Source organism: Pseudomonas sp. MWU13-2517, from assembly GCF_023242545.1.
Taxonomy (GTDB): Bacteria; Pseudomonadota; Gammaproteobacteria; order Pseudomonadales; family Pseudomonadaceae; genus Aquipseudomonas.
The window spans coordinates 14978-30571 of the sequence record NZ_JALMFA010000005.1 but is presented as its reverse complement, the minus strand read 5'-3'; the positions used below and the strand labels follow the sequence as shown (position 1 = coordinate 30571).

At 61.3% G+C, this 15594-nt stretch carries 19 protein-coding genes; all 19 read left to right on the top strand.

Going from position 1 to position 15594, the window contains the following annotated elements; translation table 11 throughout:
* Positions 1-3: 3 nt before the first annotated feature.
* The 19 genes from fliF to M5B97_RS08625 all read left to right on the top strand — a co-directional run bounded on the left by fliF (position 4) and on the right by M5B97_RS08625 (position 15556).
* Positions 4-1782: a flagellar basal-body MS-ring/collar protein FliF gene (gene fliF, locus M5B97_RS08715; protein ID WP_248731268.1), complete on the top strand. Its 1779-nt coding sequence runs from the start codon at positions 4-6 to the stop codon at positions 1780-1782.
* Positions 1775-2794 (top strand): flagellar motor switch protein FliG, encoded by a 1020-nt coding sequence (gene fliG / locus M5B97_RS08710; RefSeq protein WP_123715578.1) that lies wholly within the window; start codon positions 1775-1777, stop codon positions 2792-2794. The genes fliF and fliG overlap by 8 nt, the downstream gene beginning before the upstream one ends.
* Positions 2795-2804: 10 nt before the next feature.
* The gene (gene fliH / locus M5B97_RS08705) at positions 2805-3569 is read left to right on the top strand and encodes a flagellar assembly protein FliH (protein WP_248731267.1); all 765 of its coding nucleotides are present in this window, start codon (positions 2805-2807) and stop codon (positions 3567-3569) included.
* Complete coding sequence (fliI, locus tag M5B97_RS08700; protein ID WP_123715580.1) at positions 3559-4917, top strand: flagellar protein export ATPase FliI; 1359 nt, start codon at positions 3559-3561, stop codon at positions 4915-4917. The genes fliH and fliI overlap by 11 nt, the downstream gene beginning before the upstream one ends.
* Positions 4918-4920: 3 nt before the next feature.
* The gene (gene fliJ, locus M5B97_RS08695) at positions 4921-5370 is read left to right on the top strand and encodes a flagellar export protein FliJ (protein ID WP_134656892.1); all 450 of its coding nucleotides are present in this window, start codon (positions 4921-4923) and stop codon (positions 5368-5370) included.
* A gap of 84 nt (positions 5371-5454) precedes the next feature.
* A complete protein-coding gene (locus tag M5B97_RS08690) occupies positions 5455-5760 on the top strand; it encodes an STAS domain-containing protein (protein ID WP_123715582.1) in 306 nt (101 codons plus the stop codon).
* On the top strand, positions 5757-7475 hold the full coding sequence (locus M5B97_RS08685; RefSeq protein WP_283100941.1) for a fused response regulator/phosphatase: 1719 nt from the start codon (positions 5757-5759) through the stop codon (positions 7473-7475). Before M5B97_RS08690 ends, M5B97_RS08685 begins: the two co-directional genes overlap by 4 nt.
* A gap of 30 nt (positions 7476-7505) precedes the next feature.
* Positions 7506-7850, top strand: coding sequence for an Hpt domain-containing protein (locus M5B97_RS08680; RefSeq protein ID WP_134656889.1), 345 nt, complete (start codon positions 7506-7508; stop codon positions 7848-7850).
* 198 nt (positions 7851-8048) lie between these two features.
* Positions 8049-9407 carry a flagellar hook-length control protein FliK gene (locus M5B97_RS08675; protein ID WP_248731265.1) on the top strand — a complete coding sequence of 453 codons (1359 nt, stop codon included), beginning with the start codon at positions 8049-8051 and terminating at the stop codon, positions 9405-9407.
* 144 nt (positions 9408-9551) lie between these two features.
* On the top strand, positions 9552-10058 hold the full coding sequence (gene fliL / locus M5B97_RS08670) for a flagellar basal body-associated protein FliL (protein ID WP_248731264.1): 507 nt from the start codon (positions 9552-9554) through the stop codon (positions 10056-10058).
* Between the two features lie 9 nt (positions 10059-10067).
* The gene (gene fliM / locus M5B97_RS08665; protein WP_123715587.1) at positions 10068-11036 is read left to right on the top strand and encodes a flagellar motor switch protein FliM; all 969 of its coding nucleotides are present in this window, start codon (positions 10068-10070) and stop codon (positions 11034-11036) included.
* 46 nt (positions 11037-11082) lie between these two features.
* Positions 11083-11550: a flagellar motor switch protein FliN gene (fliN, locus tag M5B97_RS08660; protein ID WP_123715588.1), complete on the top strand. Its 468-nt coding sequence runs from the start codon at positions 11083-11085 to the stop codon at positions 11548-11550.
* 1 nt (position 11551) lies between these two features.
* Positions 11552-11989, top strand: a complete 438-nt coding sequence (fliO, locus tag M5B97_RS08655; RefSeq protein WP_123715589.1) for a flagellar biosynthetic protein FliO — start codon at positions 11552-11554, stop codon at positions 11987-11989.
* Positions 11989-12732: a flagellar type III secretion system pore protein FliP gene (fliP, locus tag M5B97_RS08650; RefSeq protein WP_123715590.1), complete on the top strand. Its 744-nt coding sequence runs from the start codon at positions 11989-11991 to the stop codon at positions 12730-12732. Before fliO ends, fliP begins: the two co-directional genes overlap by 1 nt.
* A 4-nt stretch (positions 12733-12736) precedes the next feature.
* Entirely contained in the window at positions 12737-13006 is a 270-nt protein-coding gene (gene fliQ, locus M5B97_RS08645; RefSeq protein WP_071486515.1) for a flagellar biosynthesis protein FliQ, read from the top strand.
* A 5-nt stretch (positions 13007-13011) separates the two neighbouring features.
* Entirely contained in the window at positions 13012-13797 is a 786-nt protein-coding gene (fliR, locus tag M5B97_RS08640) for a flagellar biosynthetic protein FliR (protein WP_123715591.1), read from the top strand.
* A 3-nt stretch (positions 13798-13800) separates the two neighbouring features.
* On the top strand, positions 13801-14937 hold the full coding sequence (gene flhB, locus M5B97_RS08635; protein ID WP_123715592.1) for a flagellar biosynthesis protein FlhB: 1137 nt from the start codon (positions 13801-13803) through the stop codon (positions 14935-14937).
* 167 nt (positions 14938-15104) lie between these two features.
* Entirely contained in the window at positions 15105-15308 is a 204-nt protein-coding gene (locus tag M5B97_RS08630; protein WP_248731263.1) for a cold shock domain-containing protein, read from the top strand.
* Between the two features lie 44 nt (positions 15309-15352).
* The gene (locus M5B97_RS08625; protein ID WP_123715593.1) at positions 15353-15556 is read left to right on the top strand and encodes a cold-shock protein; all 204 of its coding nucleotides are present in this window, start codon (positions 15353-15355) and stop codon (positions 15554-15556) included.
* The last annotated feature ends 38 nt before the right edge of the window (positions 15557-15594 follow it).

Here is a 15594-nt window from a genome sequence, read left to right as displayed (position 1 = left end):
GTCATGGCAGAAGCAGTCGTGGACAACGCACCCGCCAAGGCAGACGGCAAGCCGCCGTTGTTTGGCCTGTCGTTCCTGGAAAACCTTTCCGAAATGACCATGTTGCGTCAGGTGGGCCTGTTGGTCGGCCTGGCAGCCAGCGTGGCGATTGGTTTTGCCGTGGTGTTGTGGTCGCAGCAACCTGATTACCGCCCGCTGTATGGCAGCCTGGCGGGCATGGATTCCAAGCAGATCATGGAAACCCTTGCCGCCGCCGACATTACCTACACCGTAGAGCCCAACTCCGGGGCCTTGCTGGTCAAGGCCGACGACGTAGCCCGTGCGCGCATGAAGCTGGCCGCCGCCGGTGTGACGCCGTCCGATGCCAACATCGGCTTTGAAATCCTCGACAAGGACCAGGGCCTGGGTACCAGCCAGTTCATGGAAGCCACCCGCTACCGTCGCGGCCTTGAAGGCGAGCTGGCGCGTACCATCTCCAGCCTGAATAACGTCAAGGGCGCGCGTGTGCACCTGGCGATTCCAAAAAGTTCGGTATTCGTGCGTGACGAACGCAAACCGAGTGCTTCGGTGTTGGTCGAGCTGTTTGCCGGTCGTTCCCTGGAGCCTGGCCAGGTCCTCGCGATCATCAACCTGGTGGCTACCAGCGTTCCTGAATTGAGCAAGTCGCAAATTACGGTGGTGGACCAGAAGGGCAACCTGCTGTCCGACCAGGCCGAAAACTCCGCGTTGACCCAGGCCGGCAAGCAGTTCGATTACAGCCGCCGCATGGAAAGCATGCTCACCCAACGTGTGCACAACATTCTGCAACCGGTGTTGGGTAATGACCGCTACAAGGCTGAAGTGTCCGCCGATGTGGACTTCAGTGCCGTCGAGTCGACGTCCGAGCAGTTCAATCCCGACCAGCCTGCGCTGCGCAGCGAGCAGTCCACCAGCGAACAACGCACCGCCAGCAATGGCCCGCAAGGTGTGCCGGGAGCCCTGAGCAACCAGCCTCCAGCCCCGGCTTCGGCGCCGCAAACCACGGGTGGCGCTGCCGCGACTGCCGGCGCGATTCAACCTGGCCAGCCGCTGTTGGATGCCAATGGCCAGCAGATCATGGACCCGGCCACCGGCCAGCCGATGCTCGCCCCTTACCCGGCGGACAAGCGTAATCAGTCCACCAAGAATTTCGAACTCGACCGCTCCATCAGCCACACCAAGCAGCAACAGGGCAAAATCAATCGTCTCTCGGTGTCGGTAGTGGTCGATGACCAGGTCAAGGTCAACCCGGCTGACGGTGCGGTAACCCGCGCCCCGTGGAGCGCCGACGAATTGGCTCGCTTCACCCGCCTGGTGCAGGACGCCGTCGGTTTCGACGCCAGCCGTGGTGACAGTGTGAGCGTGATCAACATGCCGTTCTCCGCTGAGCGTGGCGAAGTGATCGCCGACCCGGCGTTCTATACTCAGCCGTGGTTCTGGGACATCGTCAAGCAAGTGCTGGGCGTGTTGTTCATCCTGGTGTTGGTGTTTGGCGTGCTGCGTCCGGTGCTCAACAACATCACCGGCAACGGCAAGAAACAACTGGCGGCCTTCGGTGGCAGCGACGTCGAGTTGGGTGGCATGGGCGGCCTGGATGGCGAACTGGCCAACGACCGCGTCAGCCTGGGCGGCCCGCAAAGCATCCTGTTGCCGAGCCCGAGCGAAGGTTATGACGCTCAGTTGAACGCAATCAAAAGTCTGGTGGCAGAAGACCCGGGCCGTGTGGCCCAGGTCGTGAAAGAGTGGATCAACGCAGATGAGTGATAATCGAGCCGCTGTTGCCAAGCTCTCCCGGGTCGACAAAGCCGCCGTATTGCTGCTGTCCCTGGGTGAAACCGACGCCGCCCAAGTGCTGCGCCACATGGGCCCCAAAGAGGTTCAACGCGTCGGCGTGGCCATGGCGCAGATGCGTAACGTGCACCGCGAGCAAGTCGAGCAGGTGATGAGCGAGTTCGTCGAAATCGTCGGCGACCAGACCAGCCTGGGCGTCGGCTCCGACAGTTACATCCGCAAAATGCTCACCTCGGCCCTGGGCGAAGACAAGGCCAACGGCCTGATCGACCGCATCCTGCTCGGTGGCAACACCAGCGGCCTCGACAGCCTCAAATGGATGGAGCCGCGTGCGGTCGCCGACGTGATCCGCTACGAGCACCCGCAGATCCAGGCGATCGTCGTTGCCTACCTGGACCCCGACCAGGCCGGTGAAGTGCTCGGTCACTTCGACCACAAAGTGCGCCTGGACATCATCCTGCGCGTGTCGTCGCTGAACACCGTGCAGCCGGCAGCACTGAAAGAACTCAACACGATTCTGGAAAAGCAGTTCTCCGGCAACTCCAATGCCTCGCGGACCACCCTGGGCGGTATCAAGCGCGCGGCGGACATCATGAACTTCCTCGACAGCTCGATGGAAGGCCAACTGATGGACTCGATCCGCGAGATCGACGACACCCTGTCCGGCCAGATCGAAGACCTCATGTTCGTGTTCAACAACCTCTCCGATGTCGACGACCGTGGTATCCAGGCGTTGCTGCGCGAAGTGTCCTCGGACGTATTGGTGCTGGCACTCAAGGGCTCCGACGAAAACGTCAAAGAGAAGATCTTCAAGAACATGTCCAAGCGTGCGTCCGAACTGTTGCGCGACGACCTGGAGGCCAAAGGCCCGGTGCGTGTGAGCGACGTCGAAACCGCCCAGAAGGAAATCCTCACCATTGCCCGCCGTATGGCCGAAGCCGGAGAAATCGTTCTCGGCGGGAAGGGCGGCGAAGAAATGATCTAAGGCGCGTCCCATGTCGAACAAAGATGAGACGCCCAGCGATCTGATTCGCGCGCGGGATGTCGGTGGGTTCGATATCTGGTCATTGCCCAGTTTCGATCCGCATGTACCGGAGCCTGAACCCGCGCCGGTCGAAGAACCCCCTGCGGAAATGGAAGAAGTGCCGCTGGAGGACGTCCAGCCACTGACGCTCGAAGAGTTGGAAGCCATCCGCCAGGAGGCCTACAACGAAGGCTTCGCCGCGGGGGAAAAGGACGGTTTCCGCAGTACCACCCTCAAAGTGCGCCAGGAAGCCGAGGCGGCGCTGAGCGTCAAGCTCGCCAGCCTGGAGCGCTTGATGGGCAGCCTGTTCGACCCCATCGCCGAACAGGATTCCCAGCTTGAAAAAGCCATGGTCGGCCTGGTGGAGCACATCGCCCGCCAAGTGATCCAGCGCGAACTGGTGCTCGACTCCAGCCATATCGAAAGTGTCATGCGCGAAGCCCTCAAGCTGCTGCCCTTGGGCGTCGGTAATGTACGGCTGTACATCAACCCGCAGGATTTCGAGCAGGTCAAAGCCCTGCGCGAGCGCCATGAAGAAACCTGGCGCATCGTCGAAGACGCGGCGTTGCAGCCTGGCGGTTGCCGGGTCGAAACCGAACACAGCCGTATCGATGCGACGGTGGAAACCCGTATCACCCAGATCATGGCCAAGCTCTTCGACCAACTTCATGAGCAGGCTCTGAATCCGGCCGAACCTGACCTGAGCGTTGACCTGGACGCCCCCGATGCGCCTTGATCGCACCAGCTTCGCCAAGCGCCTGGGCAGCTACGCCCAGGCCACTGAGTTGCCCGGCCAGCCGATCCTCGAAGGGCGCCTGCTGCGCATGGTTGGCCTGACCCTCGAAGCCGAAGGCCTGCGCGCCGCCATGGGCAGCCGCTGCATGGTGATCAACGACGACAGCTATCACCCGGTGCAAGTCGAAGCTGAGGTTATGGGCTTTTCGGGTAACAAGATTTTCCTGATGCCCGTCGGCAGCCTGGCGGGGATCGCCCCCGGCGCCCGGGTTGTGCCGCTCGCCGACACCGGCCGCTTGCCCATGGGCATGAGCATGCTCGGTCGTGTGCTGGACGGCGCCGGCCGCGCCCTGGACGGCAAGGGCGGCATGAAGGCCGAAGATTGGGTACCGATGGACGGCCCCACCATCAACCCGCTCAAGCGTAACCCCATCAGCACGCCGCTGGACGTAGGCATTCGCAGCATCAACGGTTTATTGACGGTCGGCCGCGGCCAGCGCCTGGGCCTGTTCGCCGGTACCGGTGTGGGTAAGTCGGTACTGCTGGGCATGATGACGCGCTTTACCGAGGCCGACATTATCGTGGTCGGGTTGATCGGCGAACGGGGCCGCGAGGTGAAGGAATTCATCGAGCACAGCCTGGGCGAGGAAGGTCTCAAGCGCTCTGTGGTGGTGGCGTCTCCAGCGGATGACGCGCCCTTGATGCGTTTGCGCGCCGCCATGTATTGCACACGTATCGCCGAGTATTTTCGCGACAAGGGCAAGAATGTCCTGTTGCTGATGGATTCGCTCACGCGTTTCGCCCAGGCCCAGCGGGAAATCGCCCTGGCCATCGGCGAACCACCTGCCACCAAAGGTTATCCGCCATCGGTGTTCGCCAAGCTGCCCAAGCTGGTGGAGCGTGCCGGTAACGCCGAGGCCGGGGGCGGCTCGATCACTGCGTTCTATACCGTGTTGTCCGAAGGCGATGACCAGCAGGACCCGATTGCCGACTCGGCGCGGGGTGTACTCGACGGCCACATCGTCTTGTCACGGCGCCTGGCGGAGGAGGGGCACTACCCTGCCATCGACATCGAAGCGTCGATCAGCCGGGTGATGCCGGCGGTGGTCACGCCCGAGCACATGGCGCGAGCGCAGCACTTCAAGCAGTTGTGGTCACGCTATCAGCAGAGTCGCGACCTGATCAGCGTCGGTGCCTACGTAGCCGGTGGCGATCGTGAGACCGACCTGGCGATCGCCCTGCAGCCGCAACTGGTGACGTACCTGCGTCAGGGGCTCAACGACAAAATCAGCATGGGCGAAAGCGAAGCGCACCTTGCCTCGATCTTCGCCCCGGCGCCAGGCGGCTAAGCCATGGCCAGCACCCGCTCCTCGCGCCTGGCCCCGGTGGTGGACATGGCCGAAAAGGCCGAAAAGACCGCTGCCCAGCGGCTGGGCTATTTTCAAGGCCAGGTCCGCCTGGCGGAAAGCAAGCTGGGCGACCTGGAGCGTTTTCGCGGCGAGTACCAGCAACAGTGGATCGAGCGCGGCAGCCAGGGCGTTTCCGGCCAGTGGTTGATGGGTTATCAGGGCTTTCTCAACCAGTTGGAGACGGCGGTCGCCCAGCAGCGCCAAAGCCTGGCCTGGCACCAGAACAACCTCGATAAGGCCCGCGAAAGCTGGCAGCAGGCGTTTGCCCGGGTCGAGGGGCTGCGCAAACTGGTACAGCGCTATATCGACGAAGCGCGGGCGATTGAGGACAAGCGCGAGCAAAAGCTGCTGGATGAGCTGTCACAACGTCTGCCCCGTCAGTCGCAGTATTAGGTGTGGGGCTGTTCCCACATTTGCCGAGATCGGGTTCGCCTGCTAAACCTTGTTACACATGGCCAATGACAAGGAAGCAGTCGTATGTCGGTGACATCAGAAGTATCCCTGGATGGGAAGCAGTTGACGATCGCAATCAAGGGCCGATTCGATTTCGGCAGCCACCAGCATTTCCGTGAGGCTTACGAGCGTTTCTACAAGGTCCCTGACGCCTACACCGTCGATCTGAGAGAAGCCACCTACCTGGACAGCTCGGCCTTGGGCATGCTGCTGTTGTTGCGTGACCACGCAGGCGGTGACGACTCGCAGGTCACGCTGATCAACTGCAGTCCCGACGTGCGCAAGATCCTCGCCATCTCTAACTTCGATAAGCTGTTCGACATCAATTGAGAGTACTGGCCCCGATGTCCGAGCCGCTGACTGTCCTGATCGCCGAGGACAGCGATACCGACCGGCTGCTGCTGGCGACTATCTTGCGGCGCCAGGGGCATCACGTGCTCACCGCAGCCAACGGCGAGGAAGCCGTTGAGGTGTTTGCGCGTGAGCGACCTCAACTGGTGTTGATGGACGCGATGATGCCGGTGATGGACGGTTTCCTGGCCGCGCGGTGGATCAAGCAATTGGCGGGGGAGGCGCTGGTCCCCGTGATCTTTCTTACGTCCCTCAGCGAAAGCGCCGACCTGGCCGAGTGCCTGGATGCCGGTGGGGATGATTTTCTGCCCAAACCCTACAACCCACTGATCCTGGCCGCCAAGATCAATGCCATGGACCGTTTGCGGCGTCTGCAGGCCACGGTCCTTCAGCAGCGCGATCAGATCGCCCGGCATCATGAATACCTGCTGCAAGAGCAGCGTGCGGCCAAGGCGGTGTTCGACAAGGTCGCCCATTCGGGCTGCATCAATGCCGCACCGAACATTCGCTACCTGCAATCACCCTATGCGCTATTCAATGGCGACCTGTTGCTGGCGGCGTATACGCCGTCTGGAGACATGCACGTGCTGCTCGGCGATTTCACCGGCCATGGCCTGCCCGCCGCCATTGGTGCCATGCCCCTGGCGGACGTGTTTTACGGTATGACCGCCAAGGGTTATGACTTGGCGCAGACCCTGCGTGAGATGAATGCCAGGCTCAAGCGCATCCTGCCGGTGGACATGTTCTGCTGCGCCACCCTGTTGTGCCTGAGCCCCCAGCGACGCGTGGTAGAGGTATGGAATGGCGGTATGCCGGAGGGTTATGTGCATGAGGTCGCTACGGGCAAGCGCACGCCGTTGAAGTCACGGCATCTGCCGTTGGGTGTGCTGTCGATGGAGGCGTTTGATGACAGCATCGACGTTTTGCCGATGGCCCTTGGCGATCGGGTATTTCTGCTCTCCGACGGTGTGCTGGAGACCGCTGACGCCAACGACCAGTTGTTCGGCGCCGAACGCCTGCAGCAGGTGTTCGCCGCCAACTGCGAGCCCGACCGCCTGTTCGAAGAGATTGAGCAGGCTCTGGCGGCCTTTCGTGGTGAAGCGCGGGATGACGTCAGCATGGTGGAAATCACCTTGCAGCCCGGCCAGCCGCTGCGTGTGTCCGAGCCTGCGTACACCGACGGCAGCCAGGCGTGCCCTCTGGATTGGTCGGTGAGCTTCGAATTTCGCGCCCAGACGCTCAGGTGCTACAACCCGTTGCCCTATCTGCTGCAGTTGTTGCTGGAGATCCAGGGGCTGCGCGAGCAGAGCGGGGCGCTCTACAGCGTGATGGCCGAACTGTATTCCAATGCATTGGAGCACGGCGTGCTGGGCCTGGACTCGCAACTCAAGCGCAATGCCCAGGGCTTTGCCGACTACTACCGTCAGCGCAATGAGCGGCTGGCGCAACTGGACAGCGGCTATGTGCGGGTGCATATGCAGGTGGTGCCGACCACCCTGGGCGGCAAGTTGATCTTGCGCGTCGAAGACAGTGGTCCAGGTTTCGATGTGGATCAGGTACTGGCGCGGCCGCCGGATATCGACCGTCTGTCTGGACGAGGCTTGAGCCTGGTGCGCCAGTTGAGCAGCGATGTACGCTGGACGGACGGCGGGCGCAGTGTCTGCGTGGAGTTTTGCTGGAAGGCTCTGGCATAATCCGCTGATTCTTGATCAAGGAGCGAGCAAGTGGCTGAGATTCATCTGGACCCCGAGGTGCTGTCGGGTTTGCAGGACGTCATGGAAGATGAGTACCCCAAGTTGCTCGAAACCTTTCTTGACGACTCGCAAAAGCGCGTCGAAGCGCTGCGCAAGGCGCGGGATGATGCCAAGGCGCTGGGACGGATTGCCCATAGTTTCAAGGGCAGCAGCGGCAACCTTGGGGCTGTGCGGTTGGCGCAGTTGTGTCAGCGGCTGGAAGTAGAGTCAGTCGGGGCTGCCGCGGACCTGGGGGCGCTGGTGGATCAGATTGACAGTGAGTTCGCCCTGGTTCGGCCTTTGTATGAGTCGGAGAGGCAGAGGTTCGGGGTTTAGTTGTTGAAGTAGAATACGTTGACGTCTGTAGGCGCGAGCTTGCTCGTGAAAAACTTACAGGCGCCGCGCTCCTCCAGGACACCGCGTTATCGTTGACGTTTTTCGCGAGCAAGTTCGCTCCTGCACAAACTTGGCCCAACTCTTGCTCCACCTCCCAGCACAGCACTCTCGACCCCTGTGCAGTGGAGACCTTTACCTATGCCAGTCGCCCCCAATTCGCTCCTTCAGGCTGCTCCCGCAGCCAAGCCCCAAGCGCCCGCCGCTACACTTCCGGCGGCGGCTGCGGCCCAGCAGGACAAGGGCCCTGGCTTTGCTCAAGTGTTTGCCAGCCAAGGCTCGAAGCCGGCGGTGAAGACCGACGACACCCCGACTAAATCCACCCGTGACAAGCCTGCCGATACCAGCGCCAAGTCGGCCGACAACAACGACAAGCCTGCCGCCAGCAAGCCAGCGGTTGCCGATAGCGGCAATCCCTTGCCTGCCAACCCGCCGGCCAAGTCCGACGACAGCGCCAGCAGTGACGATACCAAGCCCACTGACCCGGCCCTGGCTCAGCAACCTCCCGTCGCACCCGTGGTCGACCCTGCAGTGATTGCAGCCGTCACACCGGTGGCTGTGCCGGTTCCCGTGGAGACACCGGTACCTGCTGCCGCGACCAAGGATGACAAGGCGAAGGATGACAAGGCCAAGCCGGTTGTTGCCGCACCGGTCGCGGCGACCGATGACGCCAACCAACCACCTTTCGATCCGTCGGCCGACCCTCTGGATTCGATGCCGGCCGTGCGTTTGGCGATGGAGCAGGGCGGACACGTATCGGCCAGCAGCCAGACACCGCAGAAAACTGCGCCTGCGTCGAACCTGGATCAGCCGACCGCCGCGCAGAATTTTGCGGCTGGCTTGGCCAACATGGTCGATCAGCAGACTGCCAAGCACAGCCCCGACGGCGGCGACAAAGCCTTCAGCGGGCTGATCGAAAGTGGCCTCAAGGATTTGAAAGACGCCAGCAGCGATACCCGCGTCGATGATTTCGCCAACCGCCTGGCTGCGCTGACCCAGGCCGCCACGCCGAAAACCGCGAACGCCTTACCGTCGGTTGCCAACGCGCCGTTGGCCATGCACCAGAGCGGCTGGACCGAAGACGTGGTCAACCGCGTGATGTACCTGTCCAGCGCCAACCTCAAGTCGGCCGAGATCCAGTTGCAGCCGGCAGAGCTGGGGCGCCTGGATATCAAGGTCAATATGACGCCGGACCAACAGGCTCAGGTCCACTTCATGAGTGGCCATGCGGTGGTGCGTGAAGCCCTGGAAAGCCAGTCCGGACGCCTGCGGGAGATGTTTGCCCAGCAGGGCATGGGACAAGTGGACGTCAACGTCTCCGACCAGTCCCGAGGCCAGGAGCAGCAGCAACAAGCTCAGGCCCAGGCCCAGGCACGCGTGAGTGGTAGTGGCGGACGCGGGGACAGTGGCGAGGGCAGTGGGCACGTCGACGTGGCTGAAGCGGTGGCGCCGATAACCTCTACGGTAATCGGCTCCAGTGCGGTCGATTACTACGCCTGATTCGTGCTTTGCACCGACCCCATGTGGGAGTGGCTCGCTCCCCTGTTTGATTGGCCTTGCCTGCGTGCCAGACAACTCTGGCATAACACTTGCTCTTGCCTTTCCGTAGATCTATGAATTCCCGAATAGTGACGGATTATTGGCATGGCGAAGAGCGACGACGCAGCAACTCCCCCCGCTGGCAAAGGTAAAGGCAAGCTCAAGCTGATCCTGGTGATTGTGCTGGGCCTGCTCCTGGCCATTGGCGCCTCCGTGGGCGGCACGTGGTACATCATGCACAGCAGTGCCAGCAAACCGGCTCCCGCCGCCGAGACCACCAGTAACGTCAAGCAACCGGCAATCTTCGAGCCGATGCTTCCAGCCTTTGTCGCCAACTTCAATCAGAACGGTCGTCAACGCTATCTTCAGGTGAGCATCACCTTGCTGGCGCGTAACCAGGCGGATCTGGATGCCCTCAAGGTGCATATGCCGGTGATCCGCAACAACCTGGTGATGCTGTTCTCCGGACAGAATTTCGACACCCTGGCCACCCCGGTCGGTCAGGAAATGCTGCGTCAGAAGGTCACTGCCAGCGTGCAGGAAGTGGCCCAGAAAGAACTCGGCAAAGTCGTGGTTGAGCAGGCGCTCTTCACTAACTTCGTATTGCAGTAGGATCACGACATGGCCGTGCAAGACCTGCTGTCCCAGGATGAAATCGATGCGCTGCTGCATGGCGTCGATGATGGTCTGGTACAGACCGACATGGCTGCCGAGCCTGGCAGCATCAAAAGTTACGACCTGACCAGCCAGGATCGCATCGTCCGTGGACGCATGCCGACCCTTGAAATGATCAACGAGCGTTTCGCCCGCTACACCCGTATCAGCATGTTCAACATGCTGCGCCGTTCGGCGGACGTGGCGGTGGGCGGGGTGCAGGTGATGAAATTCGGCGAGTACGTGCATTCGCTGTACGTGCCCACCAGCCTCAATCTGGTCAAGATCAAGCCGTTGCGCGGCACCGCGCTGTTCATCCTTGACGCCAAACTGGTATTCAAGCTGGTGGACAACTTCTTCGGTGGCGACGGGCGTCACGCCAAGATCGAAGGCCGTGAATTCACCCCTACCGAATTGCGTGTGGTGCGCATGGTGCTGGAGCAGGCCTTCATCGACTTGAAGGAAGCCTGGCAGGCGATCATGGAAGTCAATTTCGAGTACATCAACTCGGAAGTGAACCCGGCCATGGCCAACATCGTCGGCCCCAGCGAAGCCATCGTGGTCTCCACCTTCCACATCGAACTCGATGGCGGTGGCGGCGACCTGCACGTGACCATGCCGTACTCGATGATCGAGCCGGTGCGCGAGATGCTCGACGCCGGTTTCCAATCCGACCTGGACGACCAGGACGAGCGCTGGGTCAAGGCCCTGCGCGAAGACCTGCTGGACGTCGACGTACCTCTGAGCGCCACTGTGGCCCGTCGCCAACTGCGTTTGCGTGACATTTTGCACATGCAGCCGGGAGACGTCATTCCTGTGGAACTGCCGGAAGAAATGATCATGCGCGCCAATGGCGTGCCATCGTTCAAGGTCAAGCTCGGTTCCCACAAGGGCAACCTGGCGTTGCAAGTGATCGAGCCGATCACCCGTCGCTGATCCGCTCTAATTTATTGATGAATGTTTGCTCCGCCGAGGACATGTAATGGCTACCGAACACGAAAACACTTCCGCCGAAGACCAGGCCCTGGCTGACGAATGGGCGGCAGCCCTGGAAGAGACCGGCGATGTAGGCCAGGACGATATCGATGCGCTGCTGGCCGCCGACGCCGCGACCTCGTCGGCCGGTTCCCGCCTGCCCATGGAAGAATTTGGCAGCGTGCCGAAGAACAACGAACCGGTGACCCTCGACGGGCCGAACCTGGACGTGATCCTCGACATCCCGGTGTCGATTTCCATGGAAGTGGGCAGCACCGAAATCAACATCCGCAACCTGTTGCAGCTCAACCAGGGTTCGGTGATCGAGCTCGACCGCCTGGCGGGTGAGCCGCTGGACGTGCTGGTCAACGGCACATTGATCGCCCACGGCGAAGTGGTGGTGGTCAACGAGAAGTTCGGTATCCGCCTGACCGACGTGATCAGCCCGAGCGAACGCATCAAGAAGTTGCGCTGATATGAAGTATTCGATGGCGGGACTGTTTCTGGCGCTGCCATTGAGCGCCATGGCGGCCGAGCCGGTCGCGCAAGTGGCGGCGGCCCCCGTGGTCAGCAGCAGTGTCGGCGGCCAGTTGACTCAGCTTGTGCTGGGACTGTTGCTGGTGGTCGGCTTGATTTTCGTGCTGGCCTGGTTGATGCGCCGAGTGCAGCGCATCGGCCCGGGAAATGCCCAGGTCATCGAGATGATCGGCTCGCGCGCCCTTGGCCCGCGTGATCGTCTGGTGTTGGTGCAGGTCGGCGAGGAGCAGATTCTGCTGGGCATTACTCCTGGCCGCATCACCCCGCTGCATGTGCTCAAGAAGCCGGTGGAAGTGGCCGGCACCGAGGCTGCCACGCCAGAATTCGCCCAGCGCCTGATGGAGTTGCTGGGCAAGGATCAGAAGGATAAGAAGTAATGCGCGTTTTATTGACGCTCATGCTGTTGCTGGCTGCGCCATTGGCGTGGGCCGCCGACCCGTTGTCGATTCCGGCGATCACGCTGGGCACCAACGCCGCCGGGGCACAGGAGTATTCGGTCAGCTTGCAGATCCTGCTGATCATGACGGCGCTGAGTTTTATCCCGGCGTTTGTCATGCTCATGACCAGCTTCACGCGGATCATTATTGTCTTCTCGATCCTGCGTCAGGCCCTGGGCCTGCAGCAGACGCCGTCGAACCAGATCCTCACCGGCATGGCCCTGTTCCTGACGCTGTTCATCATGGCGCCGGTGTTCGACAAGGTGAACCAGCAAGCCCTGCAGCCGTATCTGGCGGAAAAGCTCAGCGCCCAGGACGCGATCGACAAGGCCCAGGGGCCGATCAAGGACTTCATGCTGTCGCAAACCCGCTCGAGCGACCTTGAGTTGTTCGTGCGGTTGTCCAAGCGCACCGACATCGCCACCCCGGATCAGGCGCCGTTGACCATCCTGGTGCCGGCGTTCGTCACGTCCGAATTGAAGACCGCGTTCCAGATTGGCTTCATGATCTTTATCCCGTTCCTGATCATCGACCTGGTGGTGGCGAGTGTGTTGATGGCCATGGGGATGATGATGCTGTCGCCGCTGATCATCTCGCTGCCGTTCAAGATCATGCTGTTTGTGCTGGTGGACGGCTGGGCGCTGATCATCGGCACGTTGGCCGGCAGTTTCGGAGGGGTATAGCGCGATGACTCCAGAAGTTGCCGTCGACCTGTTCCGTGAGGCGTTGTGGCTGACCACCATGATGGTCGCCGTGCTGGTGGTGCCGAGCCTGTTGGTCGGCCTGCTGGTGGCGATGTTCCAGGCCGCCACCCAGATCAACGAACAGACGTTGAGCTTCCTGCCGCGCCTGCTGGTGATGCTGATCACGCTGATCGTCGCCGGCCCTTGGCTGGTGCGCACTTTCATGGAATACATCCTGCAGTTGTACGGCAGTATTCCGCAGTTGATCGGCTGACCCCCATGCAGTCCGTGCTGGCGTTGACCGACACCCAGATCAGCACCTGGGTGGCGTCTTTCATCTTGCCGATGTTTCGCGTAACCGCAGTGCTGATGACCATGCCGGTGTTCGGCACCACCTTGGTCCCGCGGCGTATTCGCCTGTATTTCGCCTTCGCCATTACCGTGGTGATCGTCCCCGGGCTGCCACCTATGCCGCCGGTGAATGCCCTGGACCTCAGCGCGTTGTTGCTGATTGCCGAGCAGATCCTGATCGGCGCGCTGCTGGGCTTCTCGCTGACATTGTTCTTCCAGGCGTTTGTGATTGCCGGGCAAATCATCTCGATCCAGATGGGGATGGGCTTCGCGTCCATGGTTGACCCCACCAACGGCGTGTCGGCGGCGGTGATCGGGCAATTCCTGACCATGCTGGTGACGTTGCTGTTCCTGTCGATGAACGGCCACCTGGTGGTGTTCGAGGTCATGACCGAGAGTTTCACCACTTTGCCGGTGGGTTCGGGGTTGGTGGTCAGCCATTTCTGGGAATTGGTGGGGCGCCTCACCTGGGTGCTGGGTGCTTCGCTGTTGCTGGTGTTGCCGGCTATCACCGCTTTACTGGTGGTCAACATCGCGTTTGGCGTGATGACCCGTGCGGCGCCGCAGTTGAATATCTTCTCGATCGGTTTCCCCTTGACGCTGGTGCTGGGCATGGGGATTTTCTGGGTCGGCATGGCTGACATTCTCAATCAGTATCAACCGCTGGCGACCGAAGCCTTGCAGTTCTTACGTGATCTGGCACGGGCGCGCTGAGCCATGGCCGAGAGCGAGAGTGGTCAGGACAAAACAGAAGACCCCACGGATAAACGTAAAAAGGAATCCAGGGAAAAAGGCGAGATCGCCCGCTCCAAAGAGCTCAATACACTCGCGGTGATGTTGGCCGGCGCCGGTGGCCTGTTGATTTACGGTGGCGGCCTGGCGCTGGACCTGATGGAGTTGATGAAACTCAACTTCGTCCTGCCGCGTGAGGTGTTGCTGAGCCCCGGCGCCATGGGCCTGTACCTGTTGCACTCGGGCAAGATCGCTCTCCTGGCGGTGCAGCCGGTACTGATCACGTTATTGCTGGCGGCGCTGATCGGCCCGGTGTCCTTGGGCGGCTGGTTGTTTGCCGCAGGCAGCATGGCGCCCAAGTTCAGCCGGATGAACCCGGGGCCTGGGCTCAAGCGTATGTTTTCCGGCAAGGCGTTGGTGGAACTGCTCAAGGCGCTGGCCAAATTCATCCTGATTCTGTTCGTGGCGCTGACGGTGTTGTCATCCGACATTGACGACTTGCTGCGCATTGCCCACGAGCCGCTGGAGTCGGCCATCATCCACAGCGTGCAAGTGGTGGGCTGGAGTACCTTGTGGATGGCCTGCGGGCTGATCATCATCGCGGCGGTGGACGCGCCGATCCAGTTGTGGGAGAGCCACAAGAAACTGCTGATGACCAAGCAGGAAGTGCGCGACGAGCACAAGGACCAGGAAGGGCGTCCCGAGGTCAAACAGCGTATCCGGCAACTGCAGCGTGAAATGTCCCAGCGCAAGATGATGGCGGCGGTGCCCGATGCCGACGTGGTCATCACCAACCCGACTCACTACGCCGTGGCCCTCAAGTACGACCCGGAGAAGGGCGGCGCACCGATGCTGCTGGCCAAGGGCAGCGACTTCACTGCCCTGAAAATCCGCGAAATCGCCGTGGCCAACGATATTCTGCTGCTCGAATCGCCGGAGCTTGCGCGGTCGATCTTTTATTCCACCGATCTCGACCAGGAAATCCCCGCCGGGTTGTACCTGGCCGTGGCCCAGGTGCTGGCGTATGTCTATCAGATCCGCCAATACCGCGCGGGCAAGGGCAAGCGTCCGGACCCGCTCAAGGACCTGCCGATTCCGCCGGAGTTGCGTCGGGATTCCTGATCTGCAAACCATCGCCTCTCTTCTGCCTAAGATTTGCCGGGGCATTACCGCTCGTCGCCAACTTTTGTCTACCTGTCAACTTTGACAGTAGTCAGCTTCCCGCTATCGCGCTTCCATGACGTCCTACGCTGCGCGCAGGTGGTTCAACCAGAGGCAGGGAGAGGGGCATGCAGTCGGTAGCGGAAGGGGCGATCAAGGTCTATGACCTGGACAGAGGCAGTGGCTTGATTGCGCCGGACGGTGAGGAAGAAGACGTACTGGTGGATCTTCAAGGGTCGGTTGGCGTGCGGCTTGCGCAAGGCCAGAGGGTGTTATTCGAAAGAATCCACCGTCCCGATGGAATATTCGCCACCAGCGTCAAGCGAATCTAGCGACGCCCATGCAAGTGTGCGTATCAGACGTCAGGAGAACGGCAATGGCAGTAGGTACGGTGAAGTGGTTCAACGCGGAAAAAGGCTTTGGATTCATCACTCAGGACGGTGGCGGAACTGATGTGTTCGTCCACTATTCCGCGATTCAAGGTGACGGCTTCAAGACCCTTGAAGAAGGTAGCAGGGTGGAGTTCGAGATAACCCAGGGGCAGAAAGGCCCTCAGGCCGAAAAGGTACGCCCCGCGTAAAAGAGCATCCGGTAACAGGCCCTTGCAGGGCCTATCTG

What these genes read in the sequence shown, in the direction of transcription:
- fliM (WP_123715587.1), top strand. Translation starts at nt 10,068, where the DNA reads ATGGCCGTGCAAGACCTGCTGTCCCAGGATGAAATCGATGCGCTGCTG.
- fliJ (WP_134656892.1), top strand. Translation starts at nt 4,921, where the DNA reads ATGGCCAGCACCCGCTCCTCGCGCCTGGCCCCGGTGGTGGACATGGCC.
- M5B97_RS08625 (WP_123715593.1), top strand. Translation starts at nt 15,353, where the DNA reads ATGGCAGTAGGTACGGTGAAGTGGTTCAACGCGGAAAAAGGCTTTGGA.
- fliG (WP_123715578.1), top strand. Translation starts at nt 1,775, where the DNA reads ATGAGTGATAATCGAGCCGCTGTTGCCAAGCTCTCCCGGGTCGACAAA.
- flhB (WP_123715592.1), top strand. Translation starts at nt 13,801, where the DNA reads ATGGCCGAGAGCGAGAGTGGTCAGGACAAAACAGAAGACCCCACGGAT.
- fliN (WP_123715588.1), top strand. Translation starts at nt 11,083, where the DNA reads ATGGCTACCGAACACGAAAACACTTCCGCCGAAGACCAGGCCCTGGCT.
- M5B97_RS08690 (WP_123715582.1), top strand. Translation starts at nt 5,455, where the DNA reads ATGTCGGTGACATCAGAAGTATCCCTGGATGGGAAGCAGTTGACGATC.
- fliL (WP_248731264.1), top strand. Translation starts at nt 9,552, where the DNA reads ATGGCGAAGAGCGACGACGCAGCAACTCCCCCCGCTGGCAAAGGTAAA.
- M5B97_RS08675 (WP_248731265.1), top strand. Translation starts at nt 8,049, where the DNA reads ATGCCAGTCGCCCCCAATTCGCTCCTTCAGGCTGCTCCCGCAGCCAAG.
- fliH (WP_248731267.1), top strand. Translation starts at nt 2,805, where the DNA reads ATGTCGAACAAAGATGAGACGCCCAGCGATCTGATTCGCGCGCGGGAT.
- M5B97_RS08630 (WP_248731263.1), top strand. Translation starts at nt 15,105, where the DNA reads ATGCAGTCGGTAGCGGAAGGGGCGATCAAGGTCTATGACCTGGACAGA.
- fliO (WP_123715589.1), top strand. Translation starts at nt 11,552, where the DNA reads ATGAAGTATTCGATGGCGGGACTGTTTCTGGCGCTGCCATTGAGCGCC.
- fliR (WP_123715591.1), top strand. Translation starts at nt 13,012, where the DNA reads ATGCAGTCCGTGCTGGCGTTGACCGACACCCAGATCAGCACCTGGGTG.
- fliP (WP_123715590.1), top strand. Translation starts at nt 11,989, where the DNA reads ATGCGCGTTTTATTGACGCTCATGCTGTTGCTGGCTGCGCCATTGGCG.
- fliF (WP_248731268.1), top strand. Translation starts at nt 4, where the DNA reads ATGGCAGAAGCAGTCGTGGACAACGCACCCGCCAAGGCAGACGGCAAG.
- fliI (WP_123715580.1), top strand. Translation starts at nt 3,559, where the DNA reads ATGCGCCTTGATCGCACCAGCTTCGCCAAGCGCCTGGGCAGCTACGCC.
- fliQ (WP_071486515.1), top strand. Translation starts at nt 12,737, where the DNA reads ATGACTCCAGAAGTTGCCGTCGACCTGTTCCGTGAGGCGTTGTGGCTG.